This window comes from Staphylococcus epidermidis (genome assembly GCF_006742205.1).
GTDB lineage: Bacteria > Bacillota > Bacilli > Staphylococcales > Staphylococcaceae > Staphylococcus > Staphylococcus epidermidis.
This window is the reverse complement of record NZ_AP019721.1, coordinates 1,480,247-1,506,895: the sequence shown is the minus strand read 5'-3', so window position 1 is coordinate 1,506,895 and position 26,649 is coordinate 1,480,247. Positions and strand designations below refer to the sequence as shown.

General features: G+C 31.0%; 18 protein-coding genes. 15 read left to right on the top strand and 3 right to left on the bottom strand.

Annotated features, from left to right (window positions below; translation table 11 throughout):
• Nucleotides 1-53 precede the first annotated feature (53 nt).
• The 6 genes from FNL83_RS07350 (at nt 54) to sbcC (ending at nt 7,908) form a co-directional block, all read left to right on the top strand.
• Entirely contained in the window at nt 54-290 is a 237-nt protein-coding gene (locus FNL83_RS07350) for a DUF896 domain-containing protein (protein ID WP_001831015.1), read from the top strand.
• A 231-nt stretch (nt 291-521) separates the two neighbouring features.
• Nucleotides 522-2,510: a transketolase gene (tkt, locus tag FNL83_RS07345; RefSeq protein WP_001831061.1), complete on the top strand. Its 1,989-nt coding sequence runs from the start codon at nt 522-524 to the stop codon at nt 2,508-2,510.
• A 206-nt stretch (nt 2,511-2,716) separates the two neighbouring features.
• A complete protein-coding gene (locus FNL83_RS07340; RefSeq protein WP_001831215.1) occupies nt 2,717-2,944 on the top strand; it encodes a YneF family protein in 228 nt (75 codons plus the stop codon).
• 231 nt (nt 2,945-3,175) lie between these two features.
• Nucleotides 3,176-3,643 carry a CcdC family protein gene (locus tag FNL83_RS07335; RefSeq protein WP_001831312.1) on the top strand — a complete coding sequence of 156 codons (468 nt, stop codon included), beginning with the start codon at nt 3,176-3,178 and terminating at the stop codon, nt 3,641-3,643.
• Between the two features lie 107 nt (nt 3,644-3,750).
• Nucleotides 3,751-4,875 carry an exonuclease subunit SbcD gene (gene sbcD, locus FNL83_RS07330; protein ID WP_001830960.1) on the top strand — a complete coding sequence of 375 codons (1,125 nt, stop codon included), beginning with the start codon at nt 3,751-3,753 and terminating at the stop codon, nt 4,873-4,875.
• Nucleotides 4,876-4,878: 3 nt separating this feature from the next.
• A complete protein-coding gene (gene sbcC, locus FNL83_RS07325; protein WP_002456208.1) occupies nt 4,879-7,908 on the top strand; it encodes an exonuclease subunit SbcC in 3,030 nt (1,009 codons plus the stop codon).
• 117 nt (nt 7,909-8,025) lie between these two features.
• On the opposite strand, the gene mscL is transcribed toward sbcC, so the two are convergent.
• A complete protein-coding gene (gene mscL / locus FNL83_RS07320; protein ID WP_001831237.1) occupies nt 8,026-8,376 on the bottom strand; it encodes a large conductance mechanosensitive channel protein MscL in 351 nt (116 codons plus the stop codon).
• Between the two features lie 211 nt (nt 8,377-8,587).
• Between mscL and FNL83_RS07315 the strand changes: the two genes are divergently transcribed.
• From FNL83_RS07315 to menI, 3 genes are all read left to right on the top strand, one after another.
• Nucleotides 8,588-10,228 carry a BCCT family transporter gene (locus FNL83_RS07315; protein WP_001831122.1) on the top strand — a complete coding sequence of 547 codons (1,641 nt, stop codon included), beginning with the start codon at nt 8,588-8,590 and terminating at the stop codon, nt 10,226-10,228.
• Between the two features lie 420 nt (nt 10,229-10,648).
• Complete coding sequence (acnA, locus tag FNL83_RS07310; RefSeq protein ID WP_002487711.1) at nt 10,649-13,354, top strand: aconitate hydratase AcnA; 2,706 nt, start codon at nt 10,649-10,651, stop codon at nt 13,352-13,354.
• Between the two features lie 122 nt (nt 13,355-13,476).
• Complete coding sequence (menI, locus tag FNL83_RS07305; RefSeq protein ID WP_002487683.1) at nt 13,477-13,944, top strand: 1,4-dihydroxy-2-naphthoyl-CoA hydrolase MenI; 468 nt, start codon at nt 13,477-13,479, stop codon at nt 13,942-13,944.
• 50 nt (nt 13,945-13,994) lie between these two features.
• Here the strand turns inward: menI and FNL83_RS07300 are convergent, their stop codons facing one another.
• Both FNL83_RS07300 and plsY read right to left on the bottom strand, forming a co-directional pair.
• On the bottom strand, nt 13,995-14,291 hold the full coding sequence (locus FNL83_RS07300; RefSeq protein ID WP_001831009.1) for a HesB/YadR/YfhF family protein: 297 nt from the start codon (nt 14,289-14,291) through the stop codon (nt 13,995-13,997).
• Between the two features lie 243 nt (nt 14,292-14,534).
• Complete coding sequence (plsY, locus tag FNL83_RS07295) at nt 14,535-15,143, bottom strand: glycerol-3-phosphate 1-O-acyltransferase PlsY (RefSeq protein WP_002439653.1); 609 nt, start codon at nt 15,141-15,143, stop codon at nt 14,535-14,537.
• 209 nt (nt 15,144-15,352) lie between these two features.
• Here plsY and parE point away from each other — a divergent pair, with 209 nt between their 5' ends.
• From parE to mprF, 6 genes are all read left to right on the top strand, one after another.
• The gene (gene parE / locus FNL83_RS07290; RefSeq protein ID WP_002456533.1) at nt 15,353-17,347 is read left to right on the top strand and encodes a DNA topoisomerase IV subunit B; all 1,995 of its coding nucleotides are present in this window, start codon (nt 15,353-15,355) and stop codon (nt 17,345-17,347) included.
• Nucleotides 17,344-19,746, top strand: a complete 2,403-nt coding sequence (parC, locus tag FNL83_RS07285) for a DNA topoisomerase IV subunit A (RefSeq protein ID WP_002439655.1) — start codon at nt 17,344-17,346, stop codon at nt 19,744-19,746. Before parE ends, parC begins: the two co-directional genes overlap by 4 nt.
• A gap of 211 nt (nt 19,747-19,957) precedes the next feature.
• On the top strand, nt 19,958-21,415 hold the full coding sequence (gene alsT / locus FNL83_RS07280; protein WP_001831046.1) for a glutamine transporter AlsT: 1,458 nt from the start codon (nt 19,958-19,960) through the stop codon (nt 21,413-21,415).
• 194 nt (nt 21,416-21,609) lie between these two features.
• Entirely contained in the window at nt 21,610-22,458 is an 849-nt protein-coding gene (gene glcT / locus FNL83_RS07275; protein ID WP_002456203.1) for a glucose PTS transporter transcription antiterminator GlcT, read from the top strand.
• Nucleotides 22,459-22,603: 145 nt separating this feature from the next.
• Nucleotides 22,604-23,821 carry an AI-2E family transporter gene (locus tag FNL83_RS07270; protein WP_001832647.1) on the top strand — a complete coding sequence of 406 codons (1,218 nt, stop codon included), beginning with the start codon at nt 22,604-22,606 and terminating at the stop codon, nt 23,819-23,821.
• A gap of 253 nt (nt 23,822-24,074) precedes the next feature.
• Nucleotides 24,075-26,597, top strand: coding sequence for a bifunctional lysylphosphatidylglycerol flippase/synthetase MprF (mprF, locus tag FNL83_RS07265; protein WP_001831275.1), 2,523 nt, complete (start codon nt 24,075-24,077; stop codon nt 26,595-26,597).
• Nucleotides 26,598-26,649: the final 52 nt, after the last annotated feature.

Genomic DNA, 26,649 nt, shown 5'->3' with positions numbered 1-26,649 from the left:
TAATTATTATGATAGCAATAATAAAATTTAATGCATTAAGAAAGAGGTTTCAAATGAGTAAAGAAAATTTAAATATTGATAGAATAAATGAATTAGCCAGAAAAAAGAAAGAACATGGCTTAACCAATGAAGAGGCTAAAGAACAGACTAAATTAAGAAGACAGTATTTAGAAGAATTTAGAAAAGGGTTTAAGCAACAGATAGAAAATACTAAGGTCATTGACCCTGAAGGAAATGATGTGACACCTGAAAAGTTAAAAAAGATACAAGAAGAGAAACACAATAAATAAAACAATAGAGCTCGACCCATCATTGATATATAAGTTGAAAATTTTCGTAGTCATTGATGATTTACTTAGAAATAATTTATTTTTAATTAACTTTTAGGGAGTTAAACTACGTATATAGTTTGAATCCAGTTATATCCTTAGATCTAATTTATCTGATTTTTCTTTATCATTTTAAAATAAAATAAGTTATAATTAAAAATAGATATTAATTGTAGAAGGGAAGACACAACGATGTTTAATGAAAAAGATCAATTAGCTATAGATACGATACGTGCTTTAAGCATTGATGCAATCGAAAAAGCAAATTCAGGACACCCTGGATTACCTATGGGAGCAGCACCTATGGCGTATACTTTATGGACGCGCCACCTTAATTTTAACCCTCAATCTAAAGATTTTTTTAATAGAGATAGATTTATTCTATCAGCAGGTCATGGTTCGGCTTTATTGTATAGCTTATTACATGTCTCTGGTAGTTTAGAACTTGAAGAACTTAAACAATTTAGACAATGGGGTTCGAAGACGCCTGGACATCCAGAATATAGACATACTGATGGCGTAGAAGTTACTACTGGTCCATTAGGTCAAGGTTTTGCCATGTCTGTAGGGATGGCGTTAGCAGAAAGTCATTTAGCAGGTAAATTTAATAAGGACCAATTTGATATAGTTAATCATTACACTTATGTATTAGCGTCAGATGGTGACTTAATGGAAGGTATCTCACATGAAGCTGCATCTTTTGCAGGTCATAATCAGTTAGATAAATTAATTGTCCTTTATGATTCAAATGATATATCTTTAGATGGAGATTTAGATAAATCATTTTCTGAAGATACAAAACAGCGTTTCGAAGCCTATGGTTGGAACTATATTCTAGTTGAAAATGGTAACGATTTAGATGAGATTGATAATGCAATCACTCAAGCTAAATCACAACAAGGACCTACTATTATCGAAGTTAAAACTATTATCGGTTTTGGTTCTCCTAATAAAGCTGGTTCAAATGGAGTTCATGGTGCCCCACTTGGTGAAGAAGAACGTGCACTTACATTTAAAGAATATGGATTAGATCCTGAAAAACGTTTTAATGTTCCTGAAGATGTATACGAAATATTTAAATCAACAATGTTAAAACGTGCAAATGAAAATGAAGAGGCTTGGAATAATATGCTTAAAAATTATAGTGAAGCCTATCCGGAATTAGCTGAAGAATTTAAATTAGCAATGAGTGGTAAGTTACCAAATAATTACGCTGATGCCTTACCAGAATATGATTTAAATCACAGTGGTGCTTCTAGAGCTGATTCAGGAGAAATAATTCAAAAATTAAGCGAGTTTGTACCTTCATTCTTTGGTGGATCAGCAGACTTAGCAGGTTCAAATAAATCTAACGTTAAAGAAGCTAAAGATTATAATAAAGATACTCCAGAAGGTAAAAACGTATGGTTTGGTGTACGTGAATTTGCAATGGGAGCAGCAATAAACGGCATGGCAGCACATGGTGGACTTCATCCATATGCAGCAACATTCTTTGTATTCAGTGATTACCTAAAACCAGCTTTACGATTATCATCAATCATGGGACTCAATTCAACGTTCATCTTTACTCATGATTCAATTGCTGTAGGTGAAGATGGCCCTACACACGAACCTATTGAACAATTAGCAGGTCTTCGTGCTATTCCTAACATGAATGTTATTCGTCCAGCTGATGGTAATGAAACACGTGTAGCTTGGGAAGTTGCACTTGAATCAGAACACACACCAACATCATTAGTGTTAACTCGTCAAAATTTACCAACTTTGGATGTTGATAAACAAACAGTTGAAAATGGTGTGAGAAAAGGCGCATATATTGTTTTTGAAACAGAACAACAACTTGAATATTTATTATTGGCATCTGGATCAGAAGTTAATTTAGCTGTAGAAGCCGCAAAAGAATTAGAGCAACAAGGTAAAGGTGTACGAGTTATTTCTATGCCAAACTGGTACGCATTTGAACAACAATCTTCTGAATATAAAGAATCAATTTTACCTTCTGATGTTACTAAACGTATAGCTATCGAAATGGCATCACCACTTGGTTGGCATAAATATGTTGGAATTGAAGGTAAAGTCATTGGTATAAATAGTTTTGGCGCTAGTGCTCCTGGAGATTTAGTAGTTGAAAAGTATGGATTCACTAAAGAAAATATTTTAAAACAAGTCCGTTCATTATAAATCTAGACAATGATTTAGTTGAACTTTTTAGGTTACTAACCATCAAATTTGGTTAGTAACCTTTTAGATTTTAAAATAGAATTTAATAATATCTTTGGCTTTGTTATGATAATAATTGGAGTACTAATCGTTATTATTCAAGAATGTCTTGAAATAACAGAACGAATTTAGTAAAATGCATAAGGATAAAGAAAGCGGGTGAAACAATGGCAATTTGGGTAGCAATTATTCTAATCGTTATAGCACTTATTGCAGGTTTAATTGGTGGTTTCTTATTAGCTAGAAAATATATGAAAGATTACTTAAAGAAAAATCCACCTATCAATGAGGAAATGCTACGTATGATGATGATGCAAATGGGACAAAAACCATCTCAAAAGAAAATTAATCAAATGATGACAATGATGAATAAAAATATGAATCAAAAAATGTAAGGTTCATAGACATTATATTAACGAGTGTTACAGAAACTTATCGAATAACTGTAGCGCTCTTTTTTTATTATTATTAATATATTAATTTTATGTTCTAGTAATGAATTAAATACTATATATGTATTTAAATGTTAAAAATTGAACGTTTAAAGTGTCAATTTTATAGTGATAATGATATACTATCAAATGATTATTTAAGCGAATAAGTTTATGTCAAAAGAGGGTGTCAATTTGACTTATTTAGTCTTTTCCATTGTATTTGCATTTCTAATGGGTGCTGTCGTTATAGTGATAAGAATGAAAGCACAACAGTTTCCAGTCAATGAAAAGAAAATTATCTTACCACCATTTTTCATGGCTACCGGTGCATTGATGTATGTGGTACCATACTTTCGATTAACTGGTATGGAAATGTTAGAATCATTGATATTAGGTGTTTTGTTTTCTACTGTTTTAATCTGGACTTCTAGATTCGAAGTTAAAGATGATAATATTTATATGAAACGGTCTAAAGCATTTCCAATTATTTTAATATCATTATTAATAATAAGAACAGTTATTAAAATATTTATAAGTAGCGAAATTGATCCAGGTGAAATTGCTGGTATGTTTTTTTTACTCGCATTTTGTATGATAGTACCTTGGAGATGTGCAATGCTTTATAAATATAAAAAATTGCAAAAGAATCTTATTAAGTAATATATTTAACCACTTATCATTATCTTGATAGGTGGTTTTTTACTTGAAAAAGATAAAAAAAGCATATAGAATTAAAACGAACAAACGTTCTTATCAGGAGGATAATTATGAAAATTGTACATACCGCTGATTGGCATCTGGGTAAAATTTTAAATGGAAAACAATTGCTTGAAGATCAAAAATATATTTTAACTCAGTTTAAACAACATATGGAGAAAGAACAGCCAGATTTAATAGTAATTGCAGGTGATTTGTATGATACCTCATATCCAAGTAAAGAAGCGATAGGTTTACTTGAAGAGACTATTGAATACCTAAATATAGAACTTAAAATTCCAATAATCATGATAAGCGGTAACCATGATGGTAGGGAAAGATTGAATTATGGCTCTAAATGGTTTGAGAATAATCAACTTTACATAAGAACTCAACTAGAAAATATTGATGATCCAATAGAATTGAGTGGTGTTCAATTTTTCACTTTACCTTTCGCAACTGTGAGTGAAGTACAAAATTATTTTAAAGATAAGCAAATAGAAACATATCAACAAGCATTAAACGAATGCTTAGAGCAAATGTCTAGTTCCATAGATAATAATAAGGTGAATATATTAATTGGTCATTTAACTATTGAGGGCGGTAAAACTTCAGATTCAGAAAGACCATTAACTATTGGAACAGTAGAATCAGTTGATATGCATTCTTTTCGGTTGTTTGATTATGTAATGCTCGGGCACCTACATCATCCATTTAGTATAAATAACTCTTTTATCAAATATAGCGGTTCGATTTTGCAATACTCTTTCTCTGAAGTAAATCAATCTAAAGGATATAGAGTTCTTGATATTGAAAACAACCAACTATTAAATGAAACCTTCGTTCCTTTAAAACCTCTAAGAGAACTAGAAGTTATTGAAGGTGATTATGAGGATATTATTCAAGAAAGAATTAAAGTAAAAAATAAAAATAATTATTTTCATTTTAAGTTAACGAATGTTTCTCATATTACTGATCCAATGATGAAACTGAAACAAATTTATCCCAATATATTAGCACTATCGAATGTAGTATTTGATCATAGTGAGAATTTTAGCCATGTTGAAATCAAAAAACAAGATGATCAGACAATTATAGAAAATTTTTATAAAAATATGACAGATCAACATCTGAGTCAAGTTCAATCAGACAAAATAAAGCACTTGTTAAGTTTTATATTGGATAGGGAGGGGTAAGATTTGAAGCCTTTACATATAGTTATGGAGAACTTTGGCCCTTTTATTAAAGAAACTATTGATTTTGAGCAAGTTGAAACTGATCAACTCTTTTTAATTAGTGGTAAAACTGGATCTGGTAAAACAATGATTTTTGATGCTATAGTATACGCATTATACGGTATGGCTTCGACCAAAACTAGAAAAGAAGGAGATTTAAGAAGTCATTTTGCAGACGGTAAATCGCCAATGTCTGTAATTTATCAATTTAAAGTTAATAATCAAACTTTTAAAATTCATAGAGAAGCGCCATTTATTAAAGAGGGGAATATAACTAAAACACAAGCCAAGTTAAATATATATGAATTAGTTGATAATCAATTTGAATTAAGAGAAAGTAAAGTGAATCAAGGTAATCAATTTATCGTACAATTATTAGGCGTTAATGCTGAACAATTTCGTCAATTATTTATTTTGCCTCAAGGAGAATTTAAAAAGTTTCTTCAGTCAAATAGTAAAGACAAACAATCGATTCTTAGAACACTTTTTAATAGTGAGCGATTTGATGAGATTAGACATCTACTTGTAGAAAATGTAAAGCAAGAAAAAGTACAAATTGAAAATAGATACACTCAAATTGAAAATTTATGGAATGATATAGATACATTTAATAATGATGAATTGGCCTTATATAAAGAATTAGAGAGTTCTCAGACAGATAAAATGATTGAAAAATTCCCACAATTTAATGATTATGGATGCAAAATTCTCAAGTCATTTGAAGAAGCTAAGAATAAAATAACTAAGGAATTAGATGATTTAAATCATAAATATAAAGTGAATGTTGAATTAAGTGAGAATACTAAAAAATTAAAAGCGGAAAAAATCAAATTTGACGATTTGAAAAAAGAACAAAATTATATTGATAAATTAAAGCAAGAATTAAAAATGATTCAGGAATCTAAAGTATTAATCACTTATTTTACTAGGTTACAAAGTTTAAAAAAAGATAAAGATGAATTAGTGTCACTTCATGAGCAATCAAAATTAAACGAAACAAACTATCACAATGAAATTAAAGGTTTTCAAAAACAACTCGAACATTTATCAACACGAGAAAATGAAATAACTCAATTTAATCAGTATCTAGAAAAAAACCAAGTTTTCTTCAATCAATTAGATAAGATTATTAGTAGTTATCAACAAAAACCGGTAATTGAAGAAGAAATAAAAAGATTATACAGTGAATATAATGATTTAATAACCAAAAAAGAAGAATTGACGAAAGAAATGAACAACAAGAACAAAGATTTTGCAATTATTGAACATTACACTGAAGAGATTTATAAGCTGAAAAAGATTATAGATGAATCTGAAAGACAAAAAAAGGATGAGAAATTATTTGATAAATTACAACTAGATAAATCATCTTATCTTAGCAAATTAAAAGAGAAGAAAGAACAGTTAAATGAAATTGAATCATCAATCACCAATATAGATGCGACTTTAATTGATTTGAATGACAAAAAGGATTTTGTAAATGAAATAAAGTCCGCTATGTCAATTGGAGATACCTGTCCAATTTGTGGTAATGAAATACATTCATTGGGAGAACATATTGATTTTGAATCAATTGCTCAAAAAAATAATAAAATAAAACGGTTAGAAAGTAAGAAGGTAAAAATTCGTGATGAAATAATCAAAATAGAAACTCGAATTGAAGAATTAAATCATAGAGAAAATGAATTAAATTTTGAGAAACAAGAAAAGAAGGATATTAGTGAGCTTCAAAAACAGCTTAATCATTTGAATCAACTAAAAGACGAGCAACAAAGCATAAATAAGTTAGTAGAAAATTTTGAGAAACAAGAAAAAGAAATAGTTAATAAAATACATCAGTTTGATTTAGATTTGAGTCGAAAGAACACGCAAAAAGAAAAACTGGAAATTCAAATTAATGATTTTGAACGACATTCACAATTTTCATCAGTAAATGATTTTGAAACTTATTATTCTCATGCTAAAAAACAAGTTGAGACGTATGAGTATGAGAATGAGAAAACTAAAGATAAATTGAACGAGTTGAATAATAAGTTAAAGATAGAAATGAATGATCAAAAACATTTAACTGAGAATTTAACTCAAACAAGTAAGGAAATAAATAATTTAGAATTAAAAATGGAAAAAGAAATGCAACAACTTGGTTTTGAGTCTTATGATCAAGTCAAAAGCGCTGCAGATTTAAGTGCTCAAAAAGATGAAATAGAAAGAGAAATTAATATTTATAATAAGAACTATCAAAGTTATGAAATAGAGATTAACAGACTCAAAGAATTGGTTAAGGGCAAAAAATTATTAAATTTAGAAGAATTACGACAATCTATAGAAAAAACAAACTTGAAACTAGATGAAACGAATTCACAAATAGCTACGATTAGCTATAAAATAGATAATAACTCTAACAAATTTAATAAAATAAAAAATATAATTCAGATTCTCGATGATGAATTAAAAGTGCAAAAAGAAATTTTCTTGCTATCAGAAATATTAGCTGGTAAAAATGATTATAAATTAACACTAGAAAATTATGTTTTAATTTATTACTTGGAAAAAATAATTTTTCAAGCGAATCAACGACTTTCATTTATGAGTGGAAATAGATATCAACTGATTAGAAGAGAGGCCATTTCCTTAGGGTTAAGTGGATTGGAAATTGACGTGTTTGATTTTCATTCAAATAAATCGAGACACATAAGTTCACTTTCAGGAGGAGAAACATTTCAAGCATCACTAGCTTTAGCTTTAGGATTAAGTGAAGTTGTACAACAAGAATCAGGTGGAATCACTTTAGATTCTATGTTTATAGATGAAGGATTTGGCACTTTAGATCAAGAAACACTCGAAACTGCGATAGATACATTAATTAATTTAAAATCATCTGGGCGCATGGTTGGTATAATCTCACATGTAAGCGAACTTAAGCAACGCATACCTTTGATTTTAGAAGTGACAAGTAACCAATACGAAAGTCATACACAATTTAGAAAAAATTAAAAAATAGAGACTTAAGATTTTGTGACATGCTCTAATTTAAAGCTATTGATTTTTCAATACTTTAATAAGAACACGTATAATTTCTTTAAGTCTCTATAATTGGATATAGTGATTTGATTATTTTTTAAGCAAGTCTCTAATTTCTGTTAATAAAACAGTATTTTCTTCTACTTCTTCTTCTTTCTCTTCTTTTTTCATAACTGTATTAGCTATCTTAACAAAGATAAATAAAGCAAAAGCAATTATGATGAAGTCAATTATTGATTGTATGAAAAGTCCATACTTAATCCCCCAAAAAGACCAATCTTCAGCAAAATTAACTGAACCAAATAATTTACCAATTAATGGCATGATGATGTATTGGACTAGGGATGTAACTATTTTATTAAACGCTGCTCCCATAACTACAGCAATAGCTAAGTCTAAAACATTGCCTTTGAGTGCAAACTCTTTAAATTCTTTTAACATAAAGCATAACCCTTCTTTTAAAATATATTTCTGATTATACAACATATAAATATTTTAGCAAATACTATAATTATGTAAATTTGATAATGTTGAAGACCTTTGTTAATCTATTAAAGTGTATTGGTAAAGTTAAAAATTTTAAAATAAAATTTAATTTTTTGATTTTACTGCCTTGAAAAATTAAATATTCGAATGAAGGGAGTAATTAATTATGAATTCTTCTTCACAAGAGAAGAAAAATAAAAAGTTTTCTTCGGTTTTCATCTATAGTTCAATTATTGCAGCTATAGTAGTGATTATCGGTGCTGTTTGGCCTGAGAAATTCGATAGCGTTACTAATACGGCTAAGATGTGGATTACTAATAATTTGGGTTGGTATTACCTTATTTTAACAACAGTAATTGTATTCTTCTGTGTTTTCTTGATTTTCAGTCCAATTGGGAAACTTAAATTAGGTAAACCTAATGACAAACCAGAATTTAATACAATTTCTTGGTTCGCAATGCTATTCAGTGCTGGTATGGGTATTGGTTTAGTATTCTATGGTGCAGCTGAACCTATGGCACATTTTGCTGCTCCACCAACAGCTGATCCTGAAACGACAAAGGCCTACACTGAGTCTTTAAGATCTACATTTTTCCATTGGGGATTCCATGCTTGGGCAATTTATGGCGTGGTAGCTTTAGCACTTGCTTATTCTCAATTCCGTAAAGGTGAACCTGGATTAATTTCTAGAACCTTACGTCCATTATTGGGAGATAAAGTTGAAGGACCAATAGGTACTCTTATTGATGTACTTTCTGTTTTTGCTACATTAGTTGGTGTAGCTGTGTCTCTAGGTATGGGCGCACTTCAAATTAATGGTGGCTTGCATTATTTATTTGGTGTGCCGAACAACACTTTTGTTCAAGGTATTATTATTGTTGTCGTAACAATTTTATTTATTGCTAGTGCTTGGTCAGGTTTAAGCAAGGGAATTCAATATTTAAGTAATTTAAATATAGGTCTTGGTACGATATTAATGATTGTAACCTTAATTGTTGGACCAACTGTTTTAATCTTAAATATGATGACAAGTTCTACGGGTAGCTTATTAAATTCATTCTTATTTAACAGTTTTGATACTGCTGCGTTAAACGGTCAAAAGCGTGATTGGATGTCAACTTGGACATTATACTATTGGGGTTGGTGGCTAAGTTGGAGTCCATTCGTTGGTGTATTCATCGCACGTGTATCTAAAGGACGTTCTATAAGAGAATTTATTTCAGGTGTTTTATTAGTACCGGCACTTGTTAGCTTTATATGGTTCAGTGTTTTCGGCGTATTAGGCATTGAAGCTGGTAAAAAAGATTCGGGTCTCTTTAAAATGTCACCTGAAACACAGTTATTTGGTGTATTCAACCATATTCCGTTAGGTATTGTTTTATCTATCATTGCATTATTGCTTATCGCTTCTTTCTTTGTTACTTCAGCTGACTCAGCAACATTCGTATTAGGTATGCAAACTACATTTGGATCATTAAATCCAAGTAGTCTAGTTAAAGTAACCTGGGGAGTTGCGCAAGCACTTATTGCCTTTGTACTATTATTAGCTGGTGGAGGAGATGGCTCTAAAGCCTTGAATGCTATTCAAAGTGCTGCCATTATAAGTGCCTTCCCATTCTCATTCGTCGTCATAATGATGATGATAAGTTTCTACAAAGATGCAAATAAGGAACGTAAATTCCTTGGATTAACACTTACGCCAAATAAACATCGCTTACAAGAATATGTTAAATATCAACAAGAAGATTATGAAACAGATATTCTTGAAAAAAGAGAAGTTAGAAGAAATAAAGAAAAAGAAGAATAGTGTGTAATTGCTTTATTAACCTGAGACAAACAAAATTGTCTCAGGTTTTTTTAATAAAAATCATTAATGTCTCACAACTAAAATTTTATTATCATATCTGCATATAGATACAGTATCAAATTGATATCATTTCATTTTTGAGTGCATACGCTTATAAGTTTTAGTCATTCAATATGTATGAAGAAACCGAATAGTAGTTTGAGATTTAAAATGATGTTCATTATTGATAACCATTCTCAATTAATAACATTTTCTTATTGCACAAATATTTTAAGATAAGTTTTTCTTATATAAACTGATTACAAAAGCGAAATGAAAATAAAGCGTTTTCTAACGGTACATAGTTGTTTTGATAAACATATAATAATACAATTTAATTAACGGCATATAAATATATATAAATATCAAGGGGGATATAAAATGGCTTCTAATATTAAAGAACAAGCAAAGAAACAATTCGAATTAAATGGCCAATCATATACTTACTATGACTTACAAACATTAGAAGAAAAAGGGCTAGCTAAAATTTCTAAATTACCATACTCAATTCGCGTATTGTTAGAATCTGTGTTACGACAAGAGGATGATTTTGTTATAACAGATGATCATATCAAAGCATTAAGTAAATTCGGAAATGCAGGTAACGAAGGTGAAGTTCCATTCAAACCTTCTAGAGTTATTTTACAAGACTTTACAGGTGTGCCAGCAGTAGTAGATTTGGCTTCTTTACGTAAAGCTATGAATGATGTTGGTGGGGATATTAATAAAATCAACCCAGAAGTACCTGTGGATTTAGTTATCGACCATTCAGTTCAAGTTGATAGTTACGCTAATCCAGAAGCATTAGAACGTAATATGAAATTAGAATTTGAACGTAACTATGAACGTTATCAATTTTTAAACTGGGCAACAAAAGCTTTTGATAACTATAATGCAGTACCTCCTGCTACAGGTATTGTCCATCAAGTAAACTTAGAGTATTTAGCAAATGTAGTACATGTAAGAGATGTTGATGGTGAAAAAACAGCATTTCCTGACACTTTAGTAGGTACTGATTCACATACTACAATGATTAATGGTATTGGTGTTCTAGGTTGGGGCGTTGGTGGTATCGAAGCCGAAGCAGGTATGTTAGGACAACCATCATATTTCCCAATTCCTGAAGTTATCGGAGTGCGTTTAACTCACTCTTTACCACAAGGCTCAACAGCTACGGATTTAGCTTTACGTGTGACTGAAGAATTACGTAAAAAAGGTGTAGTTGGAAAATTTGTTGAATTCTTCGGTCCAGGTGTTCAACATTTACCATTAGCAGACAGAGCTACAATTGCTAACATGGCTCCAGAATATGGTGCAACGTGTGGTTTCTTCCCAGTAGATGAAGAATCATTGAAATATATGAAACTTACAGGCCGTGACGAAGAACATATTGAATTGGTTAAAGAATATTTACAACAAAACCATATGTTCTTTGATGTAGAAAAAGAGGATCCTGAATATACAGATGTTATTGATTTAGACTTATCTACAGTAGAGGCATCACTTTCTGGTCCAAAGCGTCCACAAGACTTAATTTTCTTAAGTGATATGAAAAAAGAATTTGAAAAATCAGTAACTGCTCCTGCTGGTAATCAAGGACATGGACTTGATCAAAGTGAATTTGATAAAAAAGCAGAAATTAATTTTAATGATGGATCTAAAGCAACAATGAAAACAGGAGATATAGCAATTGCTGCTATTACCTCATGTACTAACACTTCTAATCCATATGTTATGTTAGGTGCTGGTTTAGTTGCTAAAAAAGCTGTAGAAAAAGGATTGAAAGTACCAGAGTTTGTTAAGACGTCACTTGCTCCAGGTTCAAAAGTTGTTACAGGATATTTAAGAGATTCTGGATTACAACAGTATTTAGATGATTTAGGTTTCAATCTTGTTGGTTATGGTTGTACTACATGTATTGGTAACTCAGGGCCACTATTAATTGAAATTGAAAAGGCAGTTGCGGATGAAGATTTATTAGTAACTTCAGTTTTATCAGGTAATCGTAATTTTGAGGGGCGAATCCATCCATTAGTGAAAGCAAACTATTTAGCCTCACCACAACTTGTTGTAGCTTATGCGCTTGCTGGTACAGTAGATATTGATTTACAAAATGAACCAATTGGTAAAGGTAAAGATGGTAAAGATGTATATTTACAAGACATTTGGCCTTCAATACAAGAAGTTTCTGATACTGTAGATAAAGTTGTTACACCTGAACTATTCTTAGAAGAATATAAAAATGTATATCATAACAATGAAATGTGGAATGAAATAGATGTAACCGATGAACCATTATATGATTTCGATCCTAATTCAACATATATTCAAAATCCAACATTTTTCCAAGGATTATCTAAAGAGCCGGGTAAAATTGAACCACTTAAAAGTTTGAGAGTTATGGGTAAATTTGGTGATTCTGTTACAACAGACCATATTTCTCCAGCAGGTGCTATCGGTAAAGATACACCAGCAGGAAAATACTTATTAGATCATGATGTTGCAATTCGCAACTTTAACTCTTATGGTTCCCGTCGCGGTAACCACGAAGTTATGGTACGTGGTACATTTGCCAATATTCGTATCAAAAACCAACTTGCTCCAGGTACTGAAGGCGGATTTACAACATATTGGCCTACCGGAGAAATAATGCCTATATATGATGCAGCAATGAAATATAAAGAAGATGGAACTGGCTTAGTTGTCTTAGCTGGTAATGACTATGGAATGGGATCTTCTCGTGACTGGGCTGCAAAAGGTACCAATTTATTAGGAGTTAAAACTGTCATTGCACAAAGCTATGAACGTATTCATCGCTCTAACTTAGTTATGATGGGTGTACTACCGCTTCAATTCCAACAAGGAGAATCTGCAGAAGCACTGGGTCTTGATGGAAAAGAAGAAATATCTGTAGATATTAATGAAGATGTACAGCCACATGATCTTGTAAATGTGACTGCAAAAAAAGAAAATGGTGAAATCATTAATTTCAAAGCTATTGTACGTTTTGATTCACTAGTAGAATTAGATTATTATCGTCATGGTGGTATTTTACAAATGGTACTAAGAAATAAACTTGCGCAGTAATTTAATATGATTTTGACTCACTATTGAGTACAAGCAGTCATGCTAACTATTGTGTTGGCATGACTGCTTTATGTTATCCTTAATTGAAAGAATAAGTTAAAGTTGAAAGAAGGATTATTCCAATGATATACAGTTTGACTGAAATTGAAGCAAGATATCAAGAAACCGATAAAATGGGGGTTATCTATCACGGTAACTACGCAACATGGTTTGAAGTTGCGAGAACAGACTATATAAGAAAGCTTGGCTTCAGTTATGCCTCTATGGAAGAACAAGGTGTTATTTCACCAGTTGTAGATTTAAAAGTGCAATATAAAAAATCAATTTACTATCCTGAAAAGGTGACAGTAAAAACATGGGTGGAAAAATATTCTAGATTACGTTCAACTTATTGTTATAAGGTTTATAATGAAAATGGAGAGTTAGCTACTACTGGTTCAACAGAACTTATCTGTATTAAAGCAGATACATTTAAACCCATACGCTTGGATAGATATTTTCCTGAGTGGCATGAGACTTATAGTAAAGTTAACCAGTTAAATAAAGAAGGTAAAGATGCTGAGGTTACGTTTGGCATTAATCATTTATAAAAAGAAGCGAAGTAGTTTTTATCGCTTCTTTTTTTATATGTATAATTATATTAATTTCGTTTGTAGATGATCTCATCTTCATGATCGATTGCATCTACAGTTAGTTTTTCATCTTGAAAATACCATAAATCTTTTTCCGCAATAACGACATTTATTTCATAGAATGTTTGTTCAAAACCTATATCAATAGCATCTTTATTTTCTACGGTGAACGCTGGACTAAATCCTTGTTTTAATTGGAATTCTCCTCCATATTTTACATAAAATTGAAGAACTTTATTGCTTATAGGTAAATCCAATTCGTTTTTAAACCATTCTACTGCCTTTTGAGTTAATTTTATATTCATAGTGTTATCACCTTACTTTTTTAAATTTTTATTTATCTAAATTTTAAAGGCATGATAGCATAATACATTGGATATGCTCTTTTATTGTAATCGAGTAAATATAAATTCATGGAAAATAATGAATCTTTTCAAAATTTTAAGTCTTTATTTTATTTTGGCAATTAAGTTATTAATCGCTAATATATTAATAATGCCTGGAACATTGATTTGAAGTCCCAGGCTCTAAGCAATTAGAAATTTGAGTTACATCCATTTAATTTTAGGTTCTTCTCCTTTAAAAATTCTAACTATATTAGATTTGTGTCGAATTATTAATATGATTGAAACAATTCCGCTAACAGCAAGTAAAATATAATCATGAATGATGATTGAACCAATCACACAACTAATTGCTGCAATGATACTTGATAAAGAAACATATTTAAAGATTTTTAATACACTAAAAAAGATAATTGCCAAGATAAGAAGTAAAATAGGATTGACACCTAATACAACTCCTGCACTGGTAGCTACTGCTTTTCCGCCATTAAATTTCAGATATATTGGATACACGTGACCGAGTATTGCAAACAATCCTACTATTAAACCATTTGTAAAGAAGGTGCTTATAACACCATCCGCATGAACTGGGAACCATAGTGGAAAAAAGACTGTAATAAATCCCTTGAAAATATCTAAAAACGTAACTATAAATCCAGCTGGTCTTCCAAGAACACGAAAACTGTTAGTTGCTCCAGTATTTCCACTACCGTATTGTCTTATATCTTTTTTAAAAAATAATTTACCAATAATTAACCCGCTTGGGAATGCACCAATCAGATAACTCAAGATTAACATGACGATGATCATCATAAAAACTTACACATCCTTTAGAAACTTAGCTTCATTCTACCACACTCAATATTAATTAGAACATTGTTAATTTAATTTAATTCAATAAAGTTACTCAAACAACTTAGTAATTTAAATGACACTTGCAATTTAGGTGAATTTATATAAGAATAACTATTGTATAGTTTTAATAACGAACGTACGTTTGTAGGAGGGCGAAATCATTGGCAATGAATAAACAAAATAATTATTCAGATGATTCAATTCAGGTACTTGAAGGACTAGAAGCAGTTAGGAAGAGACCTGGTATGTACATTGGATCAACTGATAAACGAGGATTACATCATCTTGTATATGAAGTTGTCGATAACTCCGTCGATGAAGTATTAAATGGTTATGGTGATGCGATTACAGTAACAATTAATCAGGATGGTAGTATTTCTATAGAAGATAATGGTCGAGGTATGCCAACAGGTATACATGCGTCTGGCAAACCTACTGCAGAAGTTATATTTACTGTTTTACATGCTGGAGGTAAATTTGGACAAGGAGGTTATAAAACATCTGGAGGTCTCCATGGGGTGGGTGCTTCTGTAGTAAATGCCCTTAGTGAATGGCTTGAAGTTGAAATTCATAGAGATGGTAATATCTACACACAAAATTTCAAAAATGGTGGTATTCCAGCGACAGGTTTAGTAAAAACTGGAAAAACAAAAAAAACTGGTACTAAAGTTACATTTAAACCAGACTCAGAAATATTTAAGTCAACGACGACTTTTAATTTTGATATTTTAAGTGAGCGTTTACAAGAATCTGCATTTTTACTTAAAGATTTAAAAATTACACTTACTGATTTACGTAGTGGAAAAGAACGAGAAGAAATTTACCATTACGAAGAAGGAATTAAAGAATTTGTTAGTTATGTCAATGAAGGTAAAGAAGTATTACATGATGTTACTACATTTGCAGGGCATTCCAATGGAATAGAGGTAGACGTAGCATTCCAATATAATGATCAGTACTCTGAGAGCATATTAAGTTTTGTAAATAATGTTCGTACAAAGGACGGAGGTACTCATGAAGTTGGTTTCAAAACGGCGATGACTCGTGTTTTTAATGAATATGCACGTCGTATAAACGAACTGAAAGATAAAGATAAAAATTTAGACGGTAATGATATACGCGAAGGTTTAACAGCGATAATTTCAGTACGTATACCAGAAGAACTTCTTCAATTTGAAGGGCAAACGAAATCAAAACTTGGCACTTCAGAAGCAAGGAGTGCTGTAGACTCTGTTGTTTCAGAAAAATTACCATATTACTTAGAAGAAAAGGGCCAATTATCTAAATCATTAGTTAAAAAAGCAATTAAAGCTCAACAAGCACGCGAGGCTGCTCGTAAAGCTAGAGAAGATGCACGCTCCGGAAAGAAAAATAAACGTAAAGATACATTGTTATCAGGTAAGTTAACTCCTGCGCAAAGTAAAAATACTGATAAAAACGAGTTATATCTAGTTGAGGGTGATTCAGCGGGAGGTTCTGCAAAATTGGGACGCGACCGTAAATTCCAAGCTATTTTACCTCTTCGTGGAAAGGTTATTAATACAGAAAAGGCACGTTTAGAGGATATTTTTAAAAATGAAGAAATTAATACGATTATTCATACTATTGGTGCTGGTGTTGGTACTGACTTTAAAATTGAGGATAGTAATTACAACAGAATTATTATCATGACAGATGCTGATACGGATGGTGCACATATTCAAGTATTATTGCTTACATTTTTCTTTAAATATATGAAACCACTTGTTCAAGCTGGGCGTGTCTTTATTGCGTTACCGCCTTTATACAAATTAGAAAAAGGCAAAGGTAAGAATAAAAAAGTTGAGTACGCTTGGACTGATGAAGAATTAGAAAATTTACAAAAGCAATTAGGAAAAGGTTTCATATTACAGCGTTATAAAGGTCTTGGTGAAATGAATCCAGAACAATTATGGGAAACTACCATGAATCCAGAAACTCGGACATTAATTAGAGTTCAAGTTGAAGATGAAGTTCGTTCATCAAAACGTGTCACTACTTTGATGGGGGATAAGGTTGCCCCACGAAGAGAGTGGATTGAAAAACACGTTGAATTTGGTATGCAAGAAGATCAAAGCATTTTGGATAATAAAGAAGTCCAAATACTAGAGAATGAAAAATATATTGAGGAGGAAACGAATTGAGTGAGATAATTCAAGATTTGTCACTTGAAGATGTTATTGGTGACCGATTTGGACGTTATAGTAAATATATCATTCAAGAACGTGCATTACCTGATGTACGTGATGGTTTAAAACCAGTACAACGACGTATACTATTCGCAATGTATTCAAGTGGGAATACGTATGATAAAAATTTCCGTAAAAGTGCGAAAACTGTCGGTGATGTAATAGGTCAATATCATCCTCATGGAGACTCTTCAGTATATGATGCTATGGTGCGCTTAAGTCAAGATTGGAAGTTACGTCATGTTCTAATTGAAATGCATGGTAATAATGGTAGTATCGATAACGATCCTCCAGCTGCTATGCGTTACACAGAAGCTAAACTTAGTCAATTATCAGAAGAACTATTAAGGGATATTAATAAGGAAACAGTATCATTTATTCCAAACTATGATGACACAACTTTGGAACCAATGGTATTACCAGCGAGATTCCCTAATTTATTAATTAATGGATCTACGGGGATTTCTTCAGGATATGCTACTGATATCCCGCCGCATAACCTCGCCGAAGTAATACAAGGCACATTGAAGTATATCGATCAACCTGATATTACAATTAATCAACTGATGAAATATATCAAAGGGCCTGACTTTCCTACAGGTGGTATCATTCAAGGAATAGAAGGTATAAAAAAAGCGTATGAGACCGGTAAAGGAAAGGTTGTCGTGCGTTCACGAGTAGATGAAGAGCCTTTAAGAAGTGGACGTAAACAATTAATTGTGACTGAAATTCCGTATGAAGTGAATAAAAGTAGTTTAGTTAAAAGAATTGACGAATTACGTGCCGATAAAAAGGTTGATGGTATTGTAGAAGTTCGAGATGAGACTGATAGAACTGGATTACGAATTGCAATCGAATTAAAAAAAGATGCTAATAGCGAATCAATCAAAAACTATTTATATAAGAATTCGGATTTACAAATTTCATATAATTTTAATATGGTTGCTATTAGTGAAGGTCGCCCTAAGTTGATGGGATTACGTGAAATTATAGAAAGTTATTTAAATCATCAAATTGAAGTGGTTACAAATAGAACGCGTTATGACTTAGAGCAAGCTGAAAAACGTATGCATATTGTGGAAGGATTAATGAAAGCTTTATCTATACTTGATGAAGTTATTGCATTGATACGTAATTCTAAAAATAAAAAAGATGCTAAAGATAATTTAGTTGCAGAGTATGACTTTACTGAAGCTCAAGCAGAAGCTATTGTCATGTTACAGCTGTATAGATTAACAAATACTGACATTGAAGCTTTGAAAAAAGAACATGAAGAGTTAGAAGCTTTAATAAAAGAATTAAGAAATATCTTAGATAATCATGAGGCACTTTTAGCAGTAATTAAAGATGAACTAAATGAAATTAAAAAGAAATTTAAAGTGGATCGACTATCTACAATCGAAGCTGAAATTTCCGAAATCAAAATTGATAAAGAAGTTATGGTGCCTAGTGAAGAAGTGATTTTAAGTTTGACGCAACATGGCTATATAAAACGTACATCTACACGTAGTTTTAACGCAAGTGGTGTGACTGAAATCGGTTTGAAGGACGGCGACCGTTTATTAAAACATGAAAGCGTGAATACTCAAGATACTGTTCTTGTATTTACAAATAAAGGTAGATATTTGTTTATACCTGTTCATAAATTAGCCGATATCCGTTGGAAAGAGCTTGGTCAACACATATCACAAATTGTGCCAATAGATGAAGATGAAGAAGTGGTAAATGTATACAACGAAAAAGATTTTAAAAATGAAGCCTTTTATATTATGGCTACAAAAAACGGCATGATTAAGAAAAGTAGTGCTTCACAATTTAAAACTACTCGGTTTAATAAACCACTCATAAATATGAAGGTTAAAGACAAAGATGAACTTATTAATGTCGTTCGATTAGAGTCTGATCAGTTAATTACTGTTCTAACCCATAAAGGCATGTCATTAACTTATTCAACTAATGAATTATCGGATACAGGCTTAAGAGCAGCTGGTGTTAAATCAATTAATCTTAAAGATGAAGACTATGTTGTTATGACAGAAGATGTGAACGACTCAGATTCCATAATAATGGTTACACAACGTGGTGCTATGAAGCGTATTGATTTTAATGTTCTTCAAGAAGCTAAACGCGCACAACGTGGAATTACTTTACTAAAAGAATTAAAGAAAAAACCGCATCGAATTGTGGCAGGTGCAGTAGTTAAAGAAAATCACACGAAATATATTGTATTCTCTCAACATCATGAAGAATATGGTAATATCGATGATGTACACTTATCTGAACAATATACTAATGGATCATTTATTATTGATACTGATGATTTTGGAGAAGTAGAAAGTATGATTCTAGAGTAAAAGTATATGCAATCACAAAATAAAATGATAAAATAAAAATTAATAATAGCAACTAAAATGAGCACAAGGGATTTATGTCTAATTTGAACTATCAAAGTGATAATATACATTTATTGTTAATATGAATGTTTAATCTTTGTTAATGAAATTAAAGCATAAATCTCTTGGTGTATTTAAAACGATAAATTTAAGTGGATGAGAGGGATTCGTTTTGCAAGATTTTGATAACTTAATTCCTGGCTGGTTTAAAACATTTGTTCAAGTCGGGAATGACTTAATTTGGTCTCAATATCTTATTGGATTATTATTAACAGCAGGTTTTTTCTTTACAATTAGTTCTAAATTTATTCAACTCAGAATGTTACCAGAGATGTTTAGAGCATTAACTGAAAAGCCAGAAACTTTAAGTAGTGGTGAGAAGGGTATTTCACCATTTCAAGCTTTTGCGATTAGTGCTGGGTCAAGAGTAGGAACTGGAAATATTGCCGGTGTTGCAACTGCTATTGTTCTTGGTGGCCCCGGTGCAGTCTTCTGGATGTGGATTATTGCTTTTATTGGTGCAGCTAGTGCATTTATGGAAGCAACGCTTGCTCAAGTTTATAAGGTACATGACAAAGAAGGTGGATTCCGTGGCGGACCAGCCTATTACATAACAAAAGGGCTAAACCAAAAATGGCTTGGAATTGTATTTGCTGTTTTAATTACAGTTACATTTGCTTTTGTATTTAATACTGTTCAAGCGAATACAATTGCTGAATCATTAAATACACAATACAATATTAGCCCGGTAATTACTGGAATAGTACTTGCAGTTATTACAGGTATTATCATCTTTGGTGGTGTTCGTAGCATAGCTACACTATCTTCACTTATTGTGCCTATTATGGCTATTGTTTATATAGGTATGGTTTTAATCATTTTATTACTCAATATAGATCAAATTGTACCTATGATTGGCACTATTATTAAAAGTGCATTCGGAGTTCAGCAGGTTACTGGTGGTGCTGTAGGAGCTGCTATTCTTCAAGGTATTAAACGTGGTTTATTCTCAAACGAAGCTGGTATGGGATCTGCACCTAATGCTGCTGCTACATCTGCTGTGCCCCATCCCGTTAAACAAGGTTTAATTCAATCATTAGGTGTATTCTTTGACACTATGCTTGTTTGTACAGCTACAGCAATTATGATTTTATTATATTCTGGTTTGCAATTTGGTGATAGCGCGCCTCAAGGTGTAGCAGTTACGCAATCAGCGTTGAACGAACATTTAGGTTCAGCAGGAGGTATTTTCTTAACTGTAGCAGTTACCTTATTTGCATTTTCATCTGTTGTAGGTAACTATTACTATGGACAATCCAATATTGAATTTTTATCTAACAATAAGATGATATTATTTATTTTTAGATGTTTTGTAGTACTTTTAGTATTTGTAGGTGCTGTTGCTAAAACAGAAACAGTTTGGAGTACTGCCGATTTATTTATGGGTCTTATGGCAATAGTAAATATCATATCAATTATAGGTTTGTCGAATATTGCGTTTGCAGTGATGAAAGATTATCAAAGACAGCGTAAAGAAGGTAAGAGACCTGTGTTTAAACCCGAAAACTTAGAAATAAATTTATTTGGCATTGAGACTTGGGGACAACATGCAAAAATGCCAAAAAAATAGTGAATAAATCAATAAAATAACGGCTTGATACATATCCCTTGATGTATCAAGCCGCTTTATTTTTGGCAAGATTTAAAGTATTGATGTCATTGATTCAATCTCTATATAACAGTAAAAAATTTCAAAATAGATTCCTTTTCAATTTAGGTATTAAGCATTATAATTTTAATAATGATATTAGAAAGGTGATTATGATGAGCAAGTATGTAATAACGAAAACACTCAATAACAATGTCATCATATGCACAAAAAATCATCAAGAGGTTGTTTTAATTGGTAAAGGTATTGGTTTTAATAAAAAGGTTGGTATGACAGTTCAAGAGAATGCTTCAATAGAAAAAATTTATAAATTAGAACAACAAGAGCAACAAGAACACTACAAAACACTTTTGGAGCTCGGAGAAGATCATGTTGTTCAAGCGGTGATAGAATCAGTTAATATTATCAATGAATCTGGTCTAATTACAGATGATAAAAATTTGGTTGTTGCACTTACAGATCACATCATTTATGCCTATAAAAGACTTAAGCAACATCAAATGATTACAAATCCATTTGTGATTGAAACAAAACATCTCTATAGTAATGCATACAATGTTGCTCGAAAGGTAATCGATAAATTAAATAAAACCTTAGACGTACATTTTCCAGAAGATGAAATTGGATTCATCGCATTACATATTGCATCCAACTCTGAAAAATTATCAATTCACGATATTTCAGTAATAAACAAGTTAATCAATAAGAGTATTACAATTATTGAAACTGATTTACAACATTCAATTGATAAACAAACAATACAATATCAGCGTTTTATAAGACACATACAATTTTTAATATATCGATTAACTAAAGGTGAGTATTTAGAAGCACAGGAGAATTTTATATCGATGATAAAAACTATGTATCCTCGTAGTTTTAATACGGCTTATAAAATATTAAAAATGATTCAACGTGAGTTTAGTGTGTATGTATACGAAGCGGAAATAGTTTATTTAACATTACATATCAATCATTTTGAAGTTCAAATTAGTAGTGAATAAATCTTAAAATATTCTTTTAATAAGAAAAGTGACTTTAATGATTAGAGTATTGTTATTTGTGGTAAGATAAATATTGTGTTTTTAAGCTTATTTTTACAATAAATTAAAAAGTAAATAGATGTATTTTTAAGGCGTGGTGAATTTAATGAAAAATGAAAAAGAAATAAATGGAAAAAAAAGCCATTTTTTTAGTTTGTCAGAGTCTAGATTTATGAGGTTTTTAGGCGGAAATGACCTTATTTATGCTTTAATTGCATTGGTTCTTTTAGGTATTGTCATTTTTATCTTTGATAAAATTTCATATGTCTTTCAACCATTTATTATTGTATTTAATACAATAGCAGCACCTATTATTGTTTCATTAGTGCTATTTTATTTATTCAATCCTATTGTAAATATGATGGAGAGATATCGTATTCCAAGACTATTAGGTATAACAATTATTTATGTTGCAATTGTTGGTATTATTACATTAATAGTTAATTTACTTATTCCAATTATTGGATCACAGATAGAAAGTTTTATCAAAAATACACCTAATTATTTACATAAAATTACGCGTTCACTTGATAAACTTAATAATAATACCATTTTATCTGGTTACATGGGACAAGTGAACGAATGGTTAGAATCTGCTCAGAAAAAGATACCATCTATGGTTTCAGATTACTCAGACGGATTTGGATCTAAACTCGCAACTTTTGCTGAGGCAGTCGCAAATATCGGTATTGTTATTGGGACTACACCTTTTGTGTTATTCTTTATGTTAAAAGATGGTCATAAATTTAAAGATTATACTACAAAAATTATGCCACCTAAATTTAGAAAAGATTTTCATGACTTGTTAGAAAAGATGAGTGTACAAGTTGGTTCATACATTCAAGGTCAAATTATTGTGTCATTTTGTATTGGATTATTACTATTTATTGGCTATTCAATTATTGGTCTTAAGTACGCCTTAGTTTTAGCAAGTATTGCTGCAGTAACTAGTGTGGTTCCTTATTTAGGACCGACAATAGCAATATCACCTGCGATTGTTATCGCGATTATTACTTCACCTTTAATGTTATTAAAGTTAGCTGTTGTATGGACGCTTGTCCAATTCTTTGAAGGCCACTTTATCTCTCCTAACGTTATGGGGAAAACATTGAAAATTCATCCTTTAACAATTATTTTCATTTTATTATGTGCAGGAAATTTAATGGGCATTGTTGGTGTGATTATTGGTATTCCTCTATACGCTGTACTTAAGGTATTGGTTTCACACATATTTATGTTATTTAAACGAAGATACAATCGCTACTATGGAAATGATGCTGGTGAGTACATTATCACTGAAGAAGAAAAAGGAATTAAACAATAATATATATAATTTTAGACTGGAACAACAAAACAACAATGTTCCAGTCTTTTTTATTTTTAAATCACATACATTTGCAATCATGATATGCTTAGTAATCATATGATAAATGATTTTATTCAAATTAATCTCGCGGATGATGTGAAAATTGTATTACAATAATGTAAGGTTCATCTTGCTTATTGATATTCTATATGACATAGCTTTATGATATATTTTGATATATATCATATTGAATTAGAATCGAAGTGAAAACATGACACAAGAATTAAAAAGTAAATTACTTTCTTTTTTTAAATTTATTTTCGCCACTGCTTTATTTATCTTTGTAATTTTTACACTCTATAGAGAATTATCACATATCAATTTTAAAGAGACATTCATACAGTTCGGCAAAATTAATAGATTATGGCTCGTACTACTATTTGCTGGTGGGGGACTGTCACTCATCTTATTATCACTGTACGATATTATTTTAGTAAAGGCTCTTAAACTTAAAATGCCGTTGATTAGAGTCTTTAGAGTGAGTTATATTATCAACGCCCTTAATTCTATAATTGGTTTTGGAGGGTTTATAGGTGCAGGCGTAAGAGCTTTTGTGTATAAAAATTATACTAATGACACGAAAAAACTTGTACAATATATTTCTATTATTTTAGTATCTATGCTTACGGGATTAAGTTTATTATCCATCTTAGTTGTCCTGCGTATATTTAATGCTTCTCACATGATTGATGAAATTTCGTGGGTACGTTGGATTTTATATATTGTTGCATTATTTTTACCAATTTTTATTTTTTATACCGTCGCACGACCTGTAGATAGAAATAATCGTTATATGGGTGTGTATTGTACAGTTGTATCATGTGTTGAGTGGATGGCAGCAGCTACTGTATTATATTTTGCTGCATTGATTGTCGATATACATATCTCATTTATGACTTTTGTAGGTATATTTGTTATTGCAGCTTTATCTGGTTTAGTTAGTTTTATTCCAGGTGGTTTTGGCGCGTTTGATTTAGTCGTGTTACTAGGACTGAAATCACTTGGTATTTCTGAAGAAAAGATACTTCTAGCATTAGTTTTATATCGATTTGCTTATTATTTTGTGCCAGTGATGATTGCACTTATACTATCTTCATTTGAATTTGGAAATACTGCTAAAAAATATCTCGACAATTCGAAGTACTTTATACCTGTAAAAGACTTCACTTCATTTTTGAGGTCTTATCAGAAAGATATTTTAGCTAAAGTGCCTTCATTTTCGTTAGCGATTTTAATATTTTTAACTAGTATTATTTTCTTTATTAATAATTTAACTATTGTCTATGATGGATTGTATGATGGAAATCATTTTGCCTATTATATTGCTTTAGCTGTACAAACGAGTGCTTGTTTGTTACTTATTTTAAATGTAAGAGGTATTTATAAAGGCAGTCGTCGTGCAATAATTTATGCCTTTATTTCTATTATTTTAATTGCTAGTGCGACTATATATACTTATGCGTCATTTTTATTATTGTCATGGCTCATTATCATATTTGTGTTACTGATTTTAGCTTATCAACGTGCTCAAGTACTTAAACGACCATTACGCTTTAAAAAGTTGGCGGTTATGCTACTTCTTAGTATCTTTATTCTTTATTTAAATCATATTTTAATATCAGGAACTTTATATGCATTAGATGTTTATCATATTGAGATTGATACGTCTTTATTACGATATTACTTTTGGATGACCATTGTTATTATTATGCTACTCGTTGGCGTTATTGCTTGGCTTTTTGACTATAAGTATAAATGCCCTCATCATAGCATTGATTTAACACTTTGCGATGCAATTATTCAAAAATACGGTGGTAATTATTTAAGTCACCTTGTTTATAGTGGTGACAAAGATTGTTTCTTTAATGAAAATAAAGATTCATTTATTATGTATCGATATAAGTCCAATGCCCTTGTCGTTTTGGGTGATCCAATTGGCAATACTAAATCATTCGAGTCATTATTAGAAGCATTTTATCAGTTTGCAGAGTATCAAGGTTATGAGATTATTTTTTATCAAATAAGTGATCAATATATGCCTTTATATCATAATTTTGGGAATCAATTCTTCAAATTAGGTGAAGAAGCTATTATTGATTTAACAACGTTTACAACATCTGGTAAAAAGCGACGTGGTTTCAGAGCGACGCTCAATAAATTTGATGATTTAAATATCAATTTTGAAATTATTGAACCACCATTTACTCAAGATTTCTTTGATGAACTTAAATTTGTGAGTGATAAATGGTTGGATGGAAGAAGTGAAATGCATTTTTCTGTAGGTCAATTTACTCAAACTTATTTATCGAAAGCACCTATTGGAGTAATGAGAGATCACTCTGGCAAGATGATTGCATTTTGTAGTTTGATGCCTACTTATTCTAATAATGCAATATCTGTTGATTTAATTAGATGGTTGCCTGAATTGGATTTACCTTTAATGGATGGATTATATCTTCATATGTTGTTATGGAGTAAAGAAAAGGGGTATAAAGCATTTAATATGGGAATGGCGACACTCTCGAATGTAGGTCAATTGCATTATTCTTATTTAAGAGAGAGAATGGCAGGACGTGTATTTGAACATTTCAATGGTTTATACCGTTTTCAAGGATTAAGACGTTATAAAGAAAAATATAGCCCCAATTGGGAACCTAGATTTTTAGTTTATCAAAAGCATTATTCTCTGTGGGAGAGTATGCTTAAAGTGATGAGAGTCATACGCCATAAATAATGAATATTTTAAACATTTATCTCTAAACATCCATAAATATAGCCTGGAACAT

Excerpts from the sequence above, each read along its gene's own strand:
- FNL83_RS07350 (WP_001831015.1), top strand. The coding sequence starts at position 54 with ATGAGTAAAGAAAATTTAAATATTGATAGAATAAATGAATTAGCCAGA.
- tkt (WP_001831061.1), top strand. The coding sequence starts at position 522 with ATGTTTAATGAAAAAGATCAATTAGCTATAGATACGATACGTGCTTTA.
- FNL83_RS07340 (WP_001831215.1), top strand. The coding sequence starts at position 2,717 with ATGGCAATTTGGGTAGCAATTATTCTAATCGTTATAGCACTTATTGCA.
- sbcD (WP_001830960.1), top strand. The coding sequence starts at position 3,751 with ATGAAAATTGTACATACCGCTGATTGGCATCTGGGTAAAATTTTAAAT.
- mscL (WP_001831237.1), bottom strand. The coding sequence starts at position 8,376 with ATGTTAAAAGAATTTAAAGAGTTTGCACTCAAAGGCAATGTTTTAGAC.
- FNL83_RS07315 (WP_001831122.1), top strand. The coding sequence starts at position 8,588 with ATGAATTCTTCTTCACAAGAGAAGAAAAATAAAAAGTTTTCTTCGGTT.
- acnA (WP_002487711.1), top strand. The coding sequence starts at position 10,649 with ATGGCTTCTAATATTAAAGAACAAGCAAAGAAACAATTCGAATTAAAT.
- menI (WP_002487683.1), top strand. The coding sequence starts at position 13,477 with ATGATATACAGTTTGACTGAAATTGAAGCAAGATATCAAGAAACCGAT.
- FNL83_RS07300 (WP_001831009.1), bottom strand. The coding sequence starts at position 14,291 with ATGAATATAAAATTAACTCAAAAGGCAGTAGAATGGTTTAAAAACGAA.
- plsY (WP_002439653.1), bottom strand. The coding sequence starts at position 15,143 with ATGATGATCATCGTCATGTTAATCTTGAGTTATCTGATTGGTGCATTC.
- parE (WP_002456533.1), top strand. The coding sequence starts at position 15,353 with ATGAATAAACAAAATAATTATTCAGATGATTCAATTCAGGTACTTGAA.
- glcT (WP_002456203.1), top strand. The coding sequence starts at position 21,610 with ATGAGCAAGTATGTAATAACGAAAACACTCAATAACAATGTCATCATA.
- FNL83_RS07270 (WP_001832647.1), top strand. The coding sequence starts at position 22,604 with ATGAAAAATGAAAAAGAAATAAATGGAAAAAAAAGCCATTTTTTTAGT.
- mprF (WP_001831275.1), top strand. The coding sequence starts at position 24,075 with ATGACACAAGAATTAAAAAGTAAATTACTTTCTTTTTTTAAATTTATT.